The sequence below is a fragment of the Streptomyces sp. NPDC014764 genome (assembly GCF_043082785.1).
Classification (GTDB): domain Bacteria; phylum Actinomycetota; class Actinomycetes; order Streptomycetales; family Streptomycetaceae; genus Streptomyces; species Streptomyces althioticus.
In genome coordinates this window covers 1-18,624 of the sequence record NZ_JBIBXY010000029.1, presented here as the reverse complement: position 1 = coordinate 18,624, position 18,624 = coordinate 1, and the positions used below count along the sequence as shown (strand labels likewise).

The 18,624-nt window shown below is 75.1% G+C and carries 12 protein-coding genes; all 12 read left to right on the top strand.

Features of this window, described 5'->3' with window-relative positions; translation table 11 throughout:
- Positions 1-15 precede the first annotated feature (15 nt).
- Entirely contained in the window at positions 16-1,419 is a 1,404-nt protein-coding gene (locus ACF1AG_RS33680; protein WP_391810957.1) for an enoyl-CoA hydratase/isomerase family protein, read from the top strand.
- Entirely contained in the window at positions 1,416-2,477 is a 1,062-nt protein-coding gene (locus ACF1AG_RS33675; protein WP_359604476.1) for a thiamine pyrophosphate-dependent enzyme, read from the top strand. Before ACF1AG_RS33680 ends, ACF1AG_RS33675 begins: the two co-directional genes overlap by 4 nt.
- Positions 2,474-3,502, top strand: a complete 1,029-nt coding sequence (locus ACF1AG_RS33670; protein ID WP_391810956.1) for an alpha-ketoacid dehydrogenase subunit beta — start codon at positions 2,474-2,476, stop codon at positions 3,500-3,502. Before ACF1AG_RS33675 ends, ACF1AG_RS33670 begins: the two co-directional genes overlap by 4 nt.
- A complete protein-coding gene (locus tag ACF1AG_RS33665) occupies positions 3,499-4,326 on the top strand; it encodes an alpha/beta fold hydrolase (protein ID WP_359604480.1) in 828 nt (275 codons plus the stop codon). Before ACF1AG_RS33670 ends, ACF1AG_RS33665 begins: the two co-directional genes overlap by 4 nt.
- Positions 4,323-4,541, top strand: a complete 219-nt coding sequence (locus ACF1AG_RS33660) for an MbtH family protein (RefSeq protein WP_359604482.1) — start codon at positions 4,323-4,325, stop codon at positions 4,539-4,541. Before ACF1AG_RS33665 ends, ACF1AG_RS33660 begins: the two co-directional genes overlap by 4 nt.
- Positions 4,538-5,854, top strand: coding sequence for a PLP-dependent aminotransferase family protein (locus ACF1AG_RS33655; protein ID WP_387798994.1), 1,317 nt, complete (start codon positions 4,538-4,540; stop codon positions 5,852-5,854). Before ACF1AG_RS33660 ends, ACF1AG_RS33655 begins: the two co-directional genes overlap by 4 nt.
- 121 nt (positions 5,855-5,975) lie before the next feature.
- The gene (locus ACF1AG_RS33650; protein WP_391810955.1) at positions 5,976-13,271 is read left to right on the top strand and encodes an amino acid adenylation domain-containing protein; all 7,296 of its coding nucleotides are present in this window, start codon (positions 5,976-5,978) and stop codon (positions 13,269-13,271) included.
- A gap of 18 nt (positions 13,272-13,289) precedes the next feature.
- Positions 13,290-14,570: an LLM class flavin-dependent oxidoreductase gene (locus tag ACF1AG_RS33645; protein WP_359604488.1), complete on the top strand. Its 1,281-nt coding sequence runs from the start codon at positions 13,290-13,292 to the stop codon at positions 14,568-14,570.
- Entirely contained in the window at positions 14,567-15,424 is an 858-nt protein-coding gene (locus ACF1AG_RS33640; RefSeq protein ID WP_391810954.1) for an LLM class flavin-dependent oxidoreductase, read from the top strand. The genes ACF1AG_RS33645 and ACF1AG_RS33640 overlap by 4 nt, the downstream gene beginning before the upstream one ends.
- 47 nt (positions 15,425-15,471) lie before the next feature.
- Positions 15,472-16,680 (top strand): methionine adenosyltransferase, encoded by a 1,209-nt coding sequence (gene metK / locus ACF1AG_RS33635; protein WP_391810953.1) that lies wholly within the window; start codon positions 15,472-15,474, stop codon positions 16,678-16,680.
- 32 nt (positions 16,681-16,712) lie between these two features.
- The gene (locus tag ACF1AG_RS33630; RefSeq protein ID WP_391810952.1) at positions 16,713-17,699 is read left to right on the top strand and encodes a carbohydrate kinase family protein; all 987 of its coding nucleotides are present in this window, start codon (positions 16,713-16,715) and stop codon (positions 17,697-17,699) included.
- A partial coding sequence (locus ACF1AG_RS33625) for a homocysteine S-methyltransferase family protein (protein WP_391810951.1) occupies positions 17,696-18,624 on the top strand: 929 nt, incomplete at its 3' end. The genes ACF1AG_RS33630 and ACF1AG_RS33625, both read left to right, overlap by 4 nt.

Here is an 18,624-nt window from a genome sequence, read left to right as displayed (position 1 = left end):
GATCGGAGACCCACCGTGCGCACACCCACCCTCGCCGGCCGAGCACCGGCCGGCGGAGCGGCGTCGGCCGCACCCGCCGCCGCACCCCGGACCGTGGCCGAACCGCCCCCCGTCACCGGCGACTTCACCACCGACCGGGCGGCGGTCACCGCCCACCTCGAGGCGGGCGTCGGCCGCATCGCCGGCCTCGAGCCCCGTGCCGAACGCAGCGTCGCCGCCCAGCGGCACGCCGCCTCCGCCCACGAGGAACTCCACGACCTGCGCCGCCGGTTCCTGGCCGCCCACGCCGAGCGCGTCTACAGCGAACTCACCGACGGCCTCACCCGCTCCCTGCGCGTCGACGAGCTGACCGAGCGGGCTTCCCGCGCCTTCCCCGGCCTGGTGCCGACCCGCGAGCAGCTCGCCGAGGAGTCCCGCCGGCTCCAGCGCAACAAGGAGGGCTGGGAGGTCGCCGTCGGCCTGTTCCTCCAGGCCGTGCTGAGCGTCCCGCGCACCGGCGACCACCTGCTGCGCGCCATGCTCCGCCCCACCGGCCGCGCGCTGACCGCGCTCACCGACTTCCGGGTCACCGGCCGCGCCGACCTGGGCGTGGCCACCGTCACCCGGCGGGACGGCGTCGCCACGCTCGAACTGTGCAACGACGAGTTCCTCAACGCCGAGGACGACTGCGCGGTCGAGGCCCTGGAGACCGGCACCGACCTGGTGCTGCTGGACCCCGCCAGCCACGTCGGCGTGCTGCGCGGCGCGCCCCAGACCCACCCCGCCTACGCCGGCCGCCGCGTGTTCAGCGCCGGCATCAACCTCACGCACCTCTACCACGGCGACATCTCCCTGCTGGGTTTCATGCTGCGCCGCGAGGCGGGCTACCTCGCCAAGTTCGTGCGCGGCCTGTGCCTGGACGACACCCACGGAGACGGCTGGTGGCCGGACGCCGACAAGCCCTGGGTGGGCGCCGTGGACACCTTCGCCATCGGCGGCGGCATGCAGATCCTGCCCGTCATGGACCGGGTCGTCGCCGCCGAGGACGCCTGGTTCAGCCTGCCCGCCATGGAGGAGGGCCTGGTGCCGGGCCTGGCCAATCTGCGCCTGCTGCACCTGACCGGCTCCCGGTTCTCCCGCCGCCTGATCCTGTGGGGCCGCAAGCTGCGCGCCACCGACCCCGAGGCGTCCCTGGTCGTCGACGAGACCGCACCCGCCGACGCGATGGACACGGCCGTGGAACGCGCCGCCCAGCACCTCGACCACCCGGCCGTCGGAGCCAACCGGCGCATGCTCGCCCTCGCCGAGGAACCCGCCGACCTCTTCCGGCGCTACCTGGCCCGCTACGCCTACGAGCAGGCGCGGCTGCTGCACAGCCGGGCGCTGATCGACACCCTGGAGCGCACCTGGATCGACCGGCGGAGGGAGAAGGCAGCATGACCGCGGTGCTCGACACCCCCGTGACCGCCCCGGCACCCGCCGGCCTCCCGCGCGAGACGGCGCTCGCCCTGTACCGGGCCATGGTCCTCGGGCGTGCCTTCGACACCACCGCCACCACCTTCACCCGGCAGGGCCGGCTCGCCGTCTACCCGTCCTCCCGGGGCCAGGAGGCCTGCCAGGTGGCGCCCGTCCTCGCCCTGCGCCCCACCGACTGGGTCTTCCCCACCTACCGCGAGAGCGTCGCCCTGCTCACCCGCGGCATCGCCCCCGTCGAGGTGCTCACCCTGTTCCGCGGCGACCGGCACTGCGGCTACGACCCGCGCGCCCACCGCACCGCCCCGCAGTGCACCCCGCTGGCCACCCAGTGCCTGCACGCCGCCGGCCTCGCCGACGCCGCCCGCACCGCCGGCGACGACCTGGTCGCCCTCGCGTTCGTCGGCGACGGGGCCACCAGCGAAGGGGACTTCCACGAGGCGGTCAACTACGCCGCGGTGCGCCGGGCGCCCGTCGTGTTCCTCGTGCAGAACAACCAGTACGCCATCAGTGTGCCGCTGGCGAAACAGACCGCGGCCCGCACGCTCGCCGACAAGGCGGACGGATACGGCGCGGCCGGGGTGCGCGTCGACGGCAACGACGCCCCCGCCGTGCACCGGGCCGTCGCCGAGGCCGCCGAACGGGCCCGCGCCGGCGGCGGCCCCACTCTGGTGGAGGCCGTCACCTACCGCATGGAGGCCCACACCAACGCGGACGACGACAGCCGCTACCGCCGGCGGGAGGAGATCGCCTCCTGGGCCCGGAAGGACCCGGTCGCCCGCCTGGAGCGCCTGCTGCTCGCCGACGGCACGCTCGACGAGGCGGCGGTCGCCGCCGTGGCGGACGAGGCCGACGGCCTCAGCCGCACACTGCGCCGCGACTTCGAAACCCCGCCGACGTGCGATCCCGCGGAGATGTTCCGGCACGTCTACCGTCACCCGCCGCACCGGCTGCGCGCCCAGGCCGCCGCCCTGGCCGGCGAGCTCGCCGGTGCCGCGGACGGGGAGCAGGAGGGCCGGTCATGACCGCGGGCACCGCGTCCGCCGCACCCCGAGGTGCGGCCGTCACCCTGGCCGGGGCACTGAACTCGGCGCTGCGCGACGCCATGCGCGCCGACGACGACGTCGTCGTCTTCGGCGAGGACGTCGCCGTCCTCGGCGGGGTGTTCCGCGTCACCGACGGTCTGTCCCGGGAGTTCGGCGACGAGCGCTGCTTCGACACCCCGCTCGCCGAGTCCGCCATCGTCGGCACCGCGATCGGCATGGCGATGTACGGCCGGCGCCCCGTGATCGAGATGCAGTTCGACGCGTTCGCCTACCCGGCGTTCGAGCAACTCGTCAGCCACGTCGCGAAGTTCCGGGCCCGCACACGCGGCGCCCTGCCCCTGCCGCTGACCGTGCGCATCCCCTACGGCGGCGGCATCGGGGGAGTGGAGCACCACAGCGACTCCTCCGAGGTGTACTACATGGCCACTCCCGGCCTGACCGTCGTCGCCCCGGCCACCGTCGCCGACGCCTACTCGATGCTCCGCCGCAGCATCGAGTCGGACGACCCGGTGATCTTCCTCGAACCCAAACGCCTCTACTGGCACAAGGAGCCCATCGGGCTGCCGGTGGACACCGGCCCCCTGGGCTGGGCCGCGGTACGCCGGAGCGGCACCGACGCCACACTGATCGCGCACGGCCCGGCGGTGCCCGTCGCGCTCCAGGCGGCCGAGGCCGCCGCCGCCGACGGTCTCAGCCTGGAGGTCGTCGACCTGCGCACGCTGGCCCCCTTCGACGAGGAGACGGTCTGCGCCAGCGTCCGCCGCACCGGCCGCGCCGTCGTCGTGCACGAGGCGCACGGTTTCGCCGGCCCCGGCGCCGAGGTCGCCGCGACGGTCACCGAGCGCTGCTTCTACCACCTGGAGGCGCCGGTCCTGCGGGTCACCGGGTACGACGTGCCCTACCCGCCCCCGCTCGTCGAGGGCCACTACCTGCCCGGCGTCGCGCGGATCCTGGACGCGGTCGGCCGGCTGGAGTGGCCGGCCCGCCGGACGGCCGCGGCATGAACGGCCCCTGGTACCGCTGTTTCGCCCCCCGCCCCCGGGCCGCCGTCCGGCTGCTGTGCTTCCCCTACGGCGGCGGCTCCGCGAGCGCCTACCGCGACTGGCCCGCCCTGCTGCCCGGCAGCATCGAGGTGCACGCCGCGCAGTACCCCGGGCACGCCGACCGCATCGCCGAACCCCTCTGCACCGACCTGCACGCGCTGGCCGACGCCGCAGCCGCAAAGGCGGCGCCCCTCACCGGCGGCCCGTTCGCCCTCTACGGCCACAGCCTCGGCGCACTCGTCGCCCACGAGGTGGCGCTCAGACTCCAGGCGGCAGGACGCGCTCCCGTCCGTCTCGTCGTCTCCGGAATGCCGCCGCCGCACCGCGTCCGCCCCGGCTTTGTCCACCGCGCCGACGACGCGGGCCTGCTCGCCGAACTGCGACGCCTCGGCGGCCTGCCCGACGAGGTCCTGGCCCATCCCGACCTCCTCGACCTGGCCCTGCGCACGGCCCGTGCGGACTACGCCCTCGGGGAGACCTACCGGCAGCGGCGAGGACCCCGCCTGACCGTGCCGGTGACCGTGCACCGCGCCGTCTCCGACCCGGAACTCACCGCCGGGGAGGCGTCCGCCTGGGCCGCCGTCACCGACGGGCCGGTACGCGAACAGACCTTCCCCGGCGGTCACTTCCATCTCCTGGACGACCCGGCGCCGGTGCTGCTGGACCTCGTCGCCGACCTCGCCGCGGACGGCCGTCAGCGCCGCGTCAGCTCTCCGGCAGCACCGGTGGCCACAGTGGTCCGGGACCGTTCCGCCCCGTCGCCGAACTCCGGGAGACCGACATGACCAACCCCTTCGAGGACCCCGAAGGCACCTACCTCGTCCTGGTCAACGACGAGGGCCAGCACTCGCTGTGGCCGTCCTTCGCCGAGGTGCCGGCCGGGTGGACCGTGGCACTGCCGGCCACCGGCCGGGACGCGGCGCTCGCCCACATCACCGAGCACTGGACGGACATGCGGCCGGCGAGCCTGATCGACGCCATGAAGGGCACGGCGGCATGACCCCGGCCGCGGGCCTGCTGGACACGCCGGGCCGGGCCGCGCCCACACTGTCCGCGGCCGGCCTGCACGCCAGCCTCACCGACCCCGCGCTCACCTCGATGACCCTGCTCAACGAGATCACCGGCAACTATCCGGACGCCGTGTCCTTCGCCGCGGGCAGGCCCTACGAGGAGTACTTCGACAGCGAGGCCCTCCACCGCCACCTGCGCCTGTTCACCCGCCACCTCGAGACCGAACGGGGCATGGACCGGCGTCAGGTGCGGCGCACCCTGTTCCAGTACGGGGCGACCAAGGGGATCGTGGGCGACCTGATCGTCCGCCACCTCCTGCTCGACGAGGGCATCACCGCCGACGAGGCCGACGTCCTCGTCACCACCGGCTGCCAGGAGGCCATGGTCCTGGTACTGCGCGCCTTGCGACGCGACGAACGCGACGTCGTCCTGGCCGCCGCACCCACCTACGTCGGCTTCACCGGCGCCGCCCGCCTCACCGAGACCCGGGTGCTGCCGGTCCCCGAGGGCCCCGCGGGGCTCGACCCCGCCGCCGTGGGCCGCGCCGCGGAGGAGGCACGCGCCGCCGGGCTGCGCCCCCGCGCCCTGTACGTCGTGCCCGACTTCTCCAACCCCGGCGGGGCCCGGATGCCCGAGGCGGCCCGCCGGGAGCTGCTGCGCGTCGCCGACACGCACGACCTGCTGGTCGTCGAGGACAACCCGTACTCGATGTTCCACGACGGCTCGGGCCGGCCGCCCACTCTGAAGTCCCTGGACCGCTCCGGCCGCGTGGTCTACATCGGCTCCTTCGCCAAGACCGCCTACCCGGGCGCGCGGATCGGCTACGTCGTCGCCGGCCAGCCGGTGGCCGAGGGCGGCACGCTCACCGACCAGCTCGCCAAGCTCAAGAGCATGCTCACCCTCAACACCTCCAGCGTCGCGCAGGCCGCGATCGGCGGACTCCTGCTGGAGAACGGGTGCAGCATGGAGCGCGCCTGCGTCCGCGAGGCCGCGGTCTACCGCCGCAATCTGCGCGCCGTGCTCGACGGGCTGGCGGCTCGCTTCCCGCGCGGCGGCCCGGTCGCCTGGAACGCGCCCGAGGGAGGGCTGTTCGCGGTGGTCACCGTGCCGTTCACCGCGGACGAGGCCGCCCTGGAGGAGTCGGCCGAGCGGTTCGGCGTGCTGTGGACGCCCATGTACCACTTCTACGCCGGCTCCGGCGGCCTGAACCAGATCCGGCTCTCCTTCAGCGTCCTGACGGAGGCCGACATCGCGGAGGGACTCGACCGTCTCCGGGCCTTCGTCGCCGCCCGCACCCCGTAGCCGCGACACAGGAAACCGCACGTCAGCTCCCCGTCAGCACCGCGCCAGAGCATCCCGGCACGCTCGCCACCGGATGCGCACACCCGGGCAGAGGCCTCGGATCCGACCCAGGAGACCCCCGATGACCAAGCTCCACCCGCCGGGCGAGCAGCCCTCCGCCACCGCCGGACGCGGGACGGACCGGGCACGGCTGCTGCCGCTGACCGAGGATCAGCTGGGACTGCTGCTGCAGCACCGCGCCGACCCCGGAGCCTCGCCCTACAACGTGCCGCTCGCCGTCGACCTCACCGGCCCGCTCGACGCGACCGCCCTGGAGGCCGCCCTCGCCCGGCTCGTCGCCCGCCACCCCCTGCTGTCCGCGCGGGTCGTCGACGACGCGTACGGCGACGGCCTGCCCGCCCTCGACCTCGACCCCGGACGCGTCCCCCGGCTGGAGCGGCGCACCGCGGGCACCGGCCCGGACGGAGTCTGGCCCGCCGGGGCCGTCACCGCCGAGGCCCGCCGGGAGCTGGACCTGGAGCACGACGGCGTCCTGCGCGCCGTGCTGGTCGCGCACGGCCCCGGCCACCACACCCTCCTGCTCGTCGTGCACCACCTCGTCGTCGACGGCGAGTCCACCGGCATCCTCCTCGCCGACCTGCTCGCCGCCTACGACCGGGGCGAGGTGCCGGGCCCCGCCCCCGAGGCGGGCTTCGACGCCTATGTCGCCGGCCGCGCCGCCGAGGCCGCCGCCGCCACCGGGACCGCCGAGGCGTACTGGCGGGAGCGGCTCGACGGAGCGGACCTCACCGTCGACTTCCCGCTCGACGTCCCCGGCGGCGACGGCGACGACGCCCCGCGCGAGGCGGCCGTCCCCCTGGAACTGGGCACCGGCGCCTGGGACCGGATCCGCGCCTTCTCCCGCGCCCACCGGGCGGGCGCCGCCGCCGTCCTGCTCGCCGCCTACCTCAAGGCCCTGACCACCTACGGCCGTCAGGACGCCCCCACCGTAGGCGTGCCGCTCGGCGCCCGCACCGACCCGCGCTTCGACCGCACCGTCGGCTACTTCGTCCGCACCCTGCTGGTCCGCGCCCCGGAGCCCGCCCCCGAGCTGACGTCGGCCGGCTACGTCACCGCCGTGCAGCGGGAACTCGCCCGTGCCGTCGACCACTCCGGGCTGCCGTTCCCGAGGATCGCGGGACTCGCGCCGGACGGCGCCGGACCGTCGGTGTTCAACTGCACCTTCGTGCTGCACAGCTGGGCCGAGGCCGGCGCCGCCGCCACCGACGGCGTCGCCCTGCGCGACGGCCTGCGCGCCCACTGGCGCCAGGACGTGCACACCCCCGGCCTCGGTCTGCTCACCCTGGAGCTGTACGAGGGGGAGGGGCGGCTGCACGGCCGGCTCAAGTACGACGCGACCCGCCTGGAGGCGGCGACGGCCGAGGCGTTCACCGAGCACGTCGCCACGCTCGCCGCCCAGCTCGTCGCCGAACCCGAGCGGCCCGTCGGCCTGCTGGACGGCATCGGCCCGCGCGCCCGCGCCACGCTGGACTTCCTCAACGCGACCGACCACCCGCTGCCCGACACCGACATCGACACCCTGCTGCGCGAGCGCGCCGCCGACCGCGGTGACGCCACCGCGGTCGAGGCCGACGGCCTGCGCTGGAGCTACCGCGAACTGGACGCCCGCATCGACGCGTTCGCCGCCGGCCTGGAACAGGCGGGCGTACGGCCCGGCGACCGGGTGGGCGTCCTGCTGCCGCGCAGCGCCGACGCGGTCGCCGCGATGCTCGCGGTGCTGCGCACCGGGGCCGCCTACGTCCCGCTGGACGCCGCCCATCCCGAGGCGCGCCGCCGCCACATCGCCGACAGCAGCGGCATGCGGCTCGCCCTGGTCGACCCCGCCACGGCCGACGCCTGCCCGCCCGGCCCCCGCCGGGTCCTCCTCGCCGGCCTCGCGGTGCCCGGCGGCCGCGCCGCACTGCCCGGACCGTCCGGCGCCGACGCGCTGCACGTGCTGTACACCTCCGGTTCCACCGGCCTGCCCAAGGGCGTCCAGCTCAGCCACCGCGCCCTGGTCACCGACGTCCTGGCCGCGATCCGGCACTTCGGCCTCGGACCCGAGGACGCCGTGCTGCTCAAGGCGCCCTTCACCTTCGACGTCAGCGCCCACGAGATGCTCGTCGCCCTGGTGGCCGGCGCCCGCCTCGTCGTCGCCCCGCCGGACGCCGAGCGCGATCCCGACCTGCTCGCCGAGACCCTGGAGCGGCACGGGGTGACCCTGCTGCACGCCGTGCCGTCCCAGCTGCGGCTGCTGCTGGAGGCCGAGGCGTTCGGCGCCAACCGCACCCTGCGCACCGTGGTGTCGACCGGGGAGTCGCTGCCCAACGAGCTGCGCGCCGCCTTCGAGGCCGCGCACCCGGCACGGCTGCACAACGCCTACGGACCGACCGAGACGTCGTACTCGACGGTGTTCTCCTGGAGCCGCGGCGACCAGGCCTTCTGGACCCGGCGGGCCGAGGTGCCGATCGGCGTGCCCTTCGACAACATCCGCTGCTACGTCCTCGACGACGAGCTGCGGCCGCTGCCCCCGGGCGCCCCCGGCGAGCTGTGGATCGGCGGCGGCACGGTCTCCGACGGATACGTCGGGGACCCCGGGCGCACCGCGGAGCGCTACCGCACGCTCCGGCTCGGCGACCGCACGGACACCGTCTACCGCACCGGCGACCTCGTGCGGCTGCTGCCCGGCGGCACGCTCACCCACCTGGGCCGCCTCGACGACCAGGTGAAGGTCAACGGCAACCGCGTCGAACTCGGCGAGGTCAGGGCCGCCCTCGTGGCGCTGCCCGACGTGCGCGACGCCGCCGTCCAGGCGGTCCGGCACGCGCGCGGCAGCCTCCAGATCGTCGCCCACGTGGTGACCGGCGCCCCGGCCGCCGCCCTGCGCGCCGCTCTGGCGTCCCGGCTGCCCTCCCACATGATCCCGGCGCACTTCCACCCGGTGCCGCACATCCCCGTGCTGCCCAACGGCAAGACCGACCGCCGCGCCCTGGCGGCGCTCACCTCCGGCGAACAGCACGACGCGACCGTCCCGGCGGACACGTCCGCGCACGACCGCGACGACTCCGCCCCCGCGAAGGAGCCCGCCGCCCCCGCCTCCGCGAACGAGCCCGCCGCCCCCGCCTCCACGAACGAGCCCGCCGCCCCCGCCACGCCCTCAGCCGACGCCCTGCGGGCCGTGCGCACCGTGTGGGCCGACCTCCTGGGCGAGGCAGCCGACGACGCCCAGTTCTTCGAGGCGGGCGGCGACTCCATCCTCGCCATGCAGATGGTGTCGCGGCTGCGCCGCGAGGGCTTCTCCCTCGCCCTGCGCGACATCTACCGCCACCCCGTCCTCGCCGGCCTCGCCGCCCGCCTCGGCGGCGGCACGGAACGGACAGGGCAGGACGACGACGCCGCTCCCGGCCGCCCGGCGCCGCCCCCGCCCGCCGGACGGGCCGCCCCGCTCGCCCCGGTCCAGGCCTGGTTCTTCCGGCACATCAGGACCGACCGTCACCAGTGGAACCAGTCGGTGCTGCTGGAGCTGAGCCGCTCCGTCGACCCCACGACCCTGCGCCTGGCCCTGCAGGCCGTGGTCGCCGCGCACCCGGCGCTGTCCGCGCGCTTCGATCCCGACCCCGACGGCGACGCCTCCGACCCCTCCGCGCGCCTGATGACCGCCGCCGAACCCTTCGCGGCGTACCCGCCGCAGGAGGTCCTGTGGGAGCGGGACATCGCCGAGGAGGCCGACTTCGACCGCGCCCTGGAGGACGCCGAACGCAGCCTCGACCCGCTCGAAGGCGTCCATGTGCGCGCCGTGCTGGTGCGCGACCGGCGTGCGCCGTCCGCGCCCGGCCACCTGCTGATCGCCGTGCACCACCTGGTCGTCGACGGCGTCTCCTGGCGCATCCTGCTCGAGGACCTGGAGCACGCCCTGACCGCCCTGGCCGGCGGCGTCCTGCCCGCGCTGCCCCCCGAGGCCTGCCGGTACGAGGACTGGGTGGCCTCGCTGCCCGCCGTCGCGACCCGTCAGGGCGAGGCGGACCACTGGCGCGGTGTCGCCGCCGCCCGGGAAGCGGCGCACACCCTGCTGCTCACCGCGCCCGCACCGGACGAGGAGCACATCCGCCGCGTCGAGTTCTCCCTCGACCCCGAGGCGACCGCCCGTCTGATCGGCCCCCTGCCCGCCCGCCTGGGGCTGGAGGTGCACCAGGTCATGACCGGCGCCTTCGCGCAGGCCCTGGCCCGCTGGCGGGGCACCCGCACGGTGACCTTCGACGTGGAGACCCACGGCCGGCACGGCCGCGACGACCTGTTCCGCACCGTCGGCTGGTTCACCTCCATCCACCCGCTGGTGCTCGGCGCCGACCGTGCACTGCCGCCCGACCGCTACCTGGCCGCGGTGGGCGGCGACCTGACGGCGGTGCCCGACGGCGGGGCCGGCTTCGGCGCCTGCCGCGAGTTCTCCCCGGACGCCTCCCTGCGCACCCTGCTGCGTGAGCTGCCGCCGGCCCTCGTCTGCTTCAACTACTACGGGCAGGCCGACCAGCTGAGCCCGTCGGGCGGCTTCACCATGTCCCCGCGCCCGATCCCGCGCGAACACTCCGCCCGCTGCGAGCGGGTGTACGGCGTGGAGGTGTACGGGATCGTCCACGGCGGCCGGCTGCGCATGGGCCTGACCTGGGTGCCGAGCCCGGCCGACGGCGTGGACGAAGCCGGGGTGGACGCGCTCGTGGCCCAGATGGCCTGGGTGCTGGCCACGCTCGCCGGCGCCGACCCGGCGACCGTCGTCCCCGCCGAGATCGGGGCGCCGGGCACCGGCTCCCGGCCCCGCCCCGCCGCCCTCCCCGCCCCGGCGCGGCCCGGAGCCGAGGACGGGCGGCCGGTCACCGTGCCGGTCACCCCGCAACAGCACGGCCTGCTCCTCGACGCGCTCGCCCACCGCGGCACCGGCCGGTACGTGGAGCAGCTGTTCTGGCGGTGGCACGGGCCCCTGGACACCGACCGGTTTACGGCCGCCTGGCAGTCGGTCTTCGACCGGGAGACCGTGCTGCGCGCGGCCTTCGACTGGGAGGCCGAGCCCTGCCTGGTGCTGCACGAGCACGTCCGCGCCGAGGTGGAGCGGCATCCGGCCGGCTCGGTGGACTTCGAGGAACTGCGGGAACGGGACCGGCTGCGCGGCTTCGACCTGCGCGGCCCCGGCCTGCTGCGGGTCAACGTGCTCGACGAGCCGGACCCCGGGGACGGCGGCGCGGAGCGCGCGCGGATCCTCCTCACCTTCCACCACGTGCTGCTGGATGGCTGGAGCGTGTCCGTGCTGCTCCAGGAGTTCTACCGCGCCTACCTCGCCGGCGGTCTGCTGCCGGGCGGCGAACGGCGCCCCGACATCCGTGACTACGCGCGCTGGCTGGCCGGGCAGGACACCGCGCCGGCCCGGGAGTTCTGGTCCTCCGCCGTCCCCGACGCCACCCCGCTGGTGCGCCCCGCCGTTCCCGGCCCGCCGACCGGTCTGGCGGGGTCCGGCCGCGCGGAGGTGCGGATCGCCGCCGCACAGGCCGACCGGCTGCGGTCCTGGGCGGCGTCCTCCGCGGTCACCGAGTCCACCGCGCTCCAGGCGGTGTGGGCGCTGCTGCTGTACCGGGCGGGCGTCACCTCCGGGTCCGCCCCGGTCGGCTTCGGCGTCACCGTCTCGGGCCGCGGCATCCCCCTGGACTCGGTGGAGCGGCTGCCCGGGCTGCTGATGAACTCGCTGCCCATGACCGTCCGGGTCGACCCGGACGCGGCCGTGACCCGGCTGCTGACCGAACTGCGCGACCACGCCCTCGACATGGCCGCCTACGAGTGGGTGTCCACCGGGCAGATCCACCAGTGGAGCGGACGCCGCCCCGACGAGAAGCTCGTCGAGAGCCTCATCGTCTTCGAGAACTACCCCCGAGGCTCCGACGACCTGCGCGCCGCCCTGGCCGCGCAGGGCATCGAGGTCGAACTGCCCGACGCGGCCGGCTCGCAGACCGCGTTCCCGGTCACGCTGCTCGCCTACCGGGACGTCGACGGCAGTCTGGTCCTGGCCGCGGTCCACGACCGCGCCCGGCTCGCCGACGAGGAGGCGGCACGGCTGGTCGGCCAGTGCGCCCGGCTGCTGCGCGAACTGCCCGGCCTGGCCGGCGGCGCGGCGACCGTGACCGAGGTGCTGGCCGCACTCGACGACGACCCGCCGGTGCGGATGGCCGACGCGCCCCGGCCCGACGGCGCCGGCGGCGACGCCCCGGCCTGGCCCGACGGCCCCGAGGCCGACCTGGTCAAGGAGGCCTGGCAGACGGTGTTCGGCACCGCCGACGTCGCCCCCGGCACCCACTTCTTCGACGCGGGCGGGCACTCCCTGCTCGCCGTGCGCCTGCTGCGCGAGCTGGCCCGGCGCACCGGACGGACCCTGCGCCTGGACGACCTGCTCGCCCACCCCCGCGCCGCCCAGCTGGCCGCGCTGCTGGCCCGGCCGGCCCCTGAGGACGGCACGGACGGGGCCGCCTCCGTCCTCGTCCCGCTGCGGCCGGCCGGCCACCCCGGCGCCGGCACGCTCCACCTCGTCCACCCGCCCGGCGGCCAGGTCGCCTGCTACGCGCAGCTCGCCCGCGAGTACACCGGCCCGCACGCCCTCGTCGGCATCCGCGACCCCCGGACCGAGGACCCCGAACCGGAGTACCTGTCCGTGGAACAGCTCGCCGAACGGTACGTGGAGGCGCTGCGCCCCGCCCTGGAGCGGGAGGAGCCCATCGTGCTGGGCGGCTTCTCGGGCGGCGGCGTCCTCGCCTACGAGATGGCCCGCCTGATCGGCGCCGCCGGCGGCAGACCGCCGCTGGTGGTGATGGTCGACGCGGGCGCCCCCGACGGCGACCTCACCGACGCCGACGCCGAGGGATCCTTCGCCCGGCAGCTCAGGGAGGTCGCCGAGGGACGGGCAGCGGGTCCCGCCGGCCCGGAAACCCCCGGAGCCTCCGGGGACCCGGAGGCGGGGGAGACCTCCCGGTCCGGCGTCCCCGCCGCCGAACCCGAGGGCGCCGCCGGCTACCTCGCCGAACTCGCGCAGATCGCCGACTGGATGCGCGACGACGGCGGCGGCGACCCGGTGGAGCTGATGCGCATCAGCGTCGAGGCCGTCCAGCGCTACCGTCCCCGCCCCTGCGCGGGTCCGGTCGTGGTGCTCCGGGCCGGCGACACCGGCTTCGGCAAGGGCGCCTCCTACGACGAGAGCGACCGCTTCCACCACCGCCCCGGCCTCGGCTGGGAGGACCACGTCGACGACCTCGTCATCCGCGTCGTCCCCGGCAACCACGTGACCATGCTGACCGGCGACAACGTCCGCGGTCTCGCCCGGATCCTGGCGTCCGCGCTCACGAACTGACCCGAGGAGACACCCACCATGACCACCCCGCGCCGGCGCCGCATCACCCTGGCCGGCATCATCGACGGGCCGGGCGGCCATGTGGCGGCCTGGCGTCATCCGGCCACCCAGGCGGACGCCCAGCTCGACCTCGCCTTCCACCGCCGCAACGCCCGGACCCTGGAACGCGGGCTGTTCGACGCGGTGTTCATCGCCGACATCGTCGCCGTGTGGGGCACCCGCCTGGACTCCCTGTGCCGCACCTCACGCACCGAGCACTTCGAGCCGCTGACCCTGCTCGCCGCGTACGCCGCCGCCACCGAGCACATCGGACTGTGCGCCACGGCCACCACCACCTACAACGAACCCGCCCACGTCGCCCGCCGGTTCGCCTCCCTGGACCACCTCAGCGGCGGCCGGGCCGGCTGGAACGTCGTCACCTCGGCCGCACCCTGGGAGTCCGTCAACTTCGGCTTCCCGGAGCACCTGGAGCACGGCCTGCGCTACGCCCGCGCCGAGGAGTTCATCGACGTCGTCCAGCGGCTGTGGGACTGCGGGGAGCGCTTCACCGGCCACCGCGGTGAGCACTTCGACGTCTCCCGCCCGCTGGGGCTGGAACGCCCGCCGCAGGGCCGTCCGGTGATCATCCAGGCCGGTTCCTCCCCTGTGGGACGCGAGTTCGCGGCCCGCCACGCCGAGGTGATCTTCACGCGGCACAACACGCTGTCCGACGCACAGGACTTCTACGCCGACCTCAAGAAGCGCGCCGCCGGGCACGGCCGGGACCCGGAGAAGATCCTGGTCTGGCCGACCCTGGCGCCCATCGTCGCGGCCACCGAGACCGAGGCCCGGCAGCGTCTGGCGGAACTGCAGGACCTCACCCACGACCACGTGGCCCTGCGCACCCTGCAGGACTTCCTCGGCGACGTCGACCTGAGCGCGTACCCGATCGACGGGCCCGTCCCCGACATCCCGTACACCAACCAGTCCCAGTCGACGACCGAACGCCTCGTCGGCCTGGCCCGGCGCGAGAACCTGAGCATCCGGCAGCTGGCCCTGCGCCTGATGGGCGACATCGTCGCCGGCACGCCGGAGCAGATCGCCGACCACATGGAGAGCTGGTTCACCGGGCGCGGCGCGGACGGCTTCAACATCGACTTCCCCTATCTGCCGGGCTCCGCCGACGACTTCGTCGACCACGTGATCCCCGAGCTGCAGCGCCGGGGCCTGTACCGCACCTCCTACGAGGGCGGCACGCTGCGCGAGAACCTCGGCACCGAACCGTCCACGACGACCACCGAGGCAGGTGCCGCCGCATGACCGCCCCGCTCCTGATCGGCCGGACGGCCGCCCACAGCCGCACCGCTCCGCCCACGCTCGGGGACGTGCTGCGACTCGTACGGGCCGCGGAGACCGCCGGGTTCGACGCCGTCGTCCTCGACGACGGGGCCGCCGCCGACGGCACCCGGGCCCGTTTCGAGGCGAGCACCCTGGCCGCCGCGGTCGCCGCTGCCACCGACCGGATCGGCCTGATCGTCGCCCCGCTCCCCGCCGACCAGGCCCCGTACCACGTGGCCCGCATCACCGCCTCCCTGGACCACCTCGCCCGCGGGCGCACCGGCTGGCTGGCTGGACCCGCCGACGCGGACGGCCGCACCGCCGAACTGATCGAGGTCGCCCGCGGCCTGTGGGACAGCTTCGACGACGACGCCTTCGTGCACGACCGTGCCGACGGCCTGTACTGGCGGCCGGACGGCATCCACCGCCTCGACCACAAGGGCCGCCACTTCGACGTGGCGGGCCCGCTGAACGTCGCCCGCCCGCCCCAGGGCCACCCGGTCGTGGCCGTCACCGACCCCGCGCTGGCCGGCCACGCCGACCTGGTCCTGCTGGGCGCCGGCCACGACGCCGGCACCGTACGAGACCTGCGGCGCCGAACCCCCGGCGTCAAGGCGCTGTGCACGCTGCCGCCCGGCGCCGACCCGCACGCCCTGCTCGCCGACAGCGGGGCCGACGGCCTCGTCGTGGACATCACCGCCCCCGACGACGCCTCGCCGGCGCTGCTCCGTGACCTGGGCGTCTCCGGCCGCGCCGCCGCCGAGGGCGCCACCCTGCGCGCCCGGCTCGGCCTGGCCCGCCCGGCGAGCCGCCACGCCCGCACCGCCGCAGCCTGACCGCCCGGCCCCGAGCCCCGGCCCCGGGCCCCAGCCCCTGGAGAGTCATGTCCCGTCGCCTGTTCACCTCGGAGTCCGTCACCGAGGGCCACCCCGACAAGATCGCCGACCGGATCAGCGACAACATTCTCGACGCGCTGCTGCGCGAGGACCCCGCCTCCCGCGTCGCCGTCGAGACCCTGATCACCACCGGCCAGGTGCACGTGGCCGGGGAGGTCACCACCACGGCGTACGCGGACATCGCGACGCTGGTGCGCGAGACGATCCTGGAGATCGGCTACGACTCCTCCGCCAAGGGCTTCGACGGCGCCTCCTGCGGCGTGTCGGTGTCCATCGGCGCGCAGTCCCCGGACATCGCCCAGGGCGTCGACACGGCGTACGAGGCGCGGGTCGAGGGCGACGACGACGAACTGGACCGGCAGGGCGCCGGCGACCAGGGCATCATGTTCGGCTACGCGACCGACGAGACGCCGACGCTGATGCCGCTGCCGATCGACCTGGCGCACCGCCTGTCGCGGCGCCTCACCGAGGTACGCAAGGACGGCACCGTGCCGTACCTGCGGCCCGACGGGAAGACCCAGGTCACCGTCGAGTACCTGGGCAGCCGTCCCGTCCGTCTGGACACGGTCGTCGTCTCCACGCAGCACGCGAGCGACATCGACCTCGAGGGTCTCCTGACGCCCGACATCCGCGAGCACGTCGTCGAGGAGGTCCTCGTCCGCCTCGCCGACGACGGCATCAAGCTGGAGACGGACGACTACCGGCTGCTGGTCAACCCCACCGGACGGTTCGAGATCGGCGGCCCCATGGGCGACGCCGGCCTCACCGGCCGGAAGATCATCATCGACACCTACGGCGGCATGGCCCGCCACGGCGGCGGCGCCTTCTCCGGCAAGGACCCCTCCAAGGTGGACCGTTCCGCCGCGTACGCGATGCGCTGGGTCGCCAAGAACGTCGTCGCCGCGGGTCTTGCCTCCCGCTGCGAGGTGCAGGTCGCCTACGCGATCGGCAAGGCCGAACCGGTGGGCCTGTTCGTGGAGACCTTCGGCACCGCCAAGGTCGCCCAGGAGCGCATCGAGCAGGCCATCGACGAGGTCTTCGACCTGCGCCCGGCCGCCATCGTCCGGGATCTCGACCTGCTGCGGCCGGTCTACGCCCAGACCGCCGCCTACGGCCACTTCGGCCGCGAACTGCCGGACTTCACCTGGGAGCGCACCGACCGCGCCGCCCAGCTCAAGGCCGCGGCCGGACTCTGAGCCGGACCGCCGAGCTCGACGGGAGTGCCCACGTGCGCATCGCGGTGACCGGATCCGTCGCCACCGACCATCTGACGGTCTTCCCCGGCCGGTTCGCGGATCAGCTGATCCCCGGCCAACTGGCCCACGTCTCCCTGTCCTTCCTCGTGGACCGGCTCGACATACGCAGGGGAGGGGTGGCCGCCAACATCGCCTACGGCCTGGGCCGTCTCGGTCTGCGTCCCCTGCTGGTCGGCGCGGTCGGCGGCGACTTCGCCGAGTACGAGGTGTGGCTCAAGGAGCACGGCGTGGACACCGCCGGAGTCCTCGTGTCCGCCGAGCGCCACACCGCTCGCTTCATGTGCACCACGGACGCCGACGGCAACCAGATCGCCGCCTTCCACGCGGGCGCCATGTCCGAGGCCGCCGGCATCGACCTCACCCGGCTGCCCCTCCGCCCGGACGAACTGGGTCTGGTCGTCGTCGGCGCCAACGACCCGGCGGCGATGGTGCGTCACACCCGCCAGTGCCGTGAGCGGGGCATCCCGTTCGCCGCCGACCCGTCCCAGCAACTGGCACGCCTCGACGGCGCGGACACCCGCGCACTGCTCGACGGCGCCCGCTGGCTGTTCAGCAACGAGTACGAGGCCGCGCTCCTCCAGGAGCGCACCGGGTGGGACGACGCCGAGGTGCTGCGCCGGGTCGGAGCCTGGGTCACCACTCTCGGGGCGGACGGCGTACGCATCCGCCGCGCCGCCGACGGCCTGGACGTGACCGTGCCCGCGATCCCCGCCGTCCCCGTGACCGACCCCACGGGTGTGGGCGACGCCTTCCGCGCGGGCTTCCTCGCATCCGCCGAGTGGGGCCTGCCGCTGATCACGGCCGCCCGCCTGGGCTGCGCGCTCGCCGCGCTGTCCCTGGCGGCGGTCGGCCCGCAGACCTACGAACCCGGCCGGCGGATCCTGCTGGACCACCTCGCCCGCGCCTACGGCGCCGAGGCGGCCCGTGAGCTCGCCCCGTACCTGGAGGGTGTCCGATGACCGCCGCCGACCGGATCGCCGCACTGAGGGAGGCCCTGGCCACCCGTGTGGTGGTCGCCGACGGAGCGATGGGCACGATGCTCCAGGCCCAGGACCCGACCCTCGAGGACTTCCAGCAGCTGGAGGGCTGCAACGAGATCCTGAACGTCACCCGTCCCGACATCGTGCGCTCGGTGCACGAGGAGTACTTCGCCGCGGGCGTGGACTGCGTCGAGACGAACACGTTCGGCGCCAATCACACCGCCGCGAGCGAGTACGAGATTACCGGCCGGGTGCACGAGCTGTCCGAGGCGGGCGCCCGTATCGCCCGCGAAGCGGCCGACGAGCACGCCTCCCGCGACGGTCGCACCCGCTGGGTGCTGGGCTCCATCGGCCCCGGCACCAAACTGCCCACCCTGGGCCACATCGGCTACGGCGTCATCCGCGACGGTTACCAGGCCAACGCCGAGGGACTGCTCGCCGGCGGAGCCGACGCCCTGCTGGTGGAGACGACGCAGGACCTGCTGCAGACCAAGGCGTCGATCGTGGGCGCCCGAAGGGCGATGGCGGCGACCGGCACCGAAGTGCCCCTGCTGGCCTCCATGGCCTTCGAGACCACCGGCACCATGCTGCTCGGCTCGGAGATCGGCGCGGCGCTGACCGCGCTGGAGCCGCTGGGCATCGACATGATCGGCCTGAACTGCTCCACCGGACCGGCCGAGATGACGGAGCATCTGCGCCACCTCGCCCGCCACGCGCGCATCCCGCTGCTGTGCATGCCGAACGCCGGCCTGCCCGAACTCACCAGGCACGGCGCCCACTTCCCTCTCGGCCCCGAAGGACTCGCTGACGCGCAGGAGACGTTCGTGCGGGAGTACGGGCTGTCGCTGGTGGGTGGCTGCTGCGGTACCACGCCGGAGCATCTGCGGCGGCTGGTGGAGCGGGT

Bases quoted from the DNA above. Each gene is read 5' to 3' on its own strand.
- ACF1AG_RS33665 (WP_359604480.1), top strand. From the start codon at position 3,499: ATGAACGGCCCCTGGTACCGCTGTTTCGCCCCCCGCCCCCGGGCCGCC.
- ACF1AG_RS33660 (WP_359604482.1), top strand. From the start codon at position 4,323: ATGACCAACCCCTTCGAGGACCCCGAAGGCACCTACCTCGTCCTGGTC.
- ACF1AG_RS33655 (WP_387798994.1), top strand. From the start codon at position 4,538: ATGACCCCGGCCGCGGGCCTGCTGGACACGCCGGGCCGGGCCGCGCCC.
- ACF1AG_RS33640 (WP_391810954.1), top strand. From the start codon at position 14,567: ATGACCGCCCCGCTCCTGATCGGCCGGACGGCCGCCCACAGCCGCACC.
- ACF1AG_RS33650 (WP_391810955.1), top strand. From the start codon at position 5,976: ATGACCAAGCTCCACCCGCCGGGCGAGCAGCCCTCCGCCACCGCCGGA.
- ACF1AG_RS33670 (WP_391810956.1), top strand. From the start codon at position 2,474: ATGACCGCGGGCACCGCGTCCGCCGCACCCCGAGGTGCGGCCGTCACC.
- metK (WP_391810953.1), top strand. From the start codon at position 15,472: ATGTCCCGTCGCCTGTTCACCTCGGAGTCCGTCACCGAGGGCCACCCC.
- ACF1AG_RS33645 (WP_359604488.1), top strand. From the start codon at position 13,290: ATGACCACCCCGCGCCGGCGCCGCATCACCCTGGCCGGCATCATCGAC.
- ACF1AG_RS33675 (WP_359604476.1), top strand. From the start codon at position 1,416: ATGACCGCGGTGCTCGACACCCCCGTGACCGCCCCGGCACCCGCCGGC.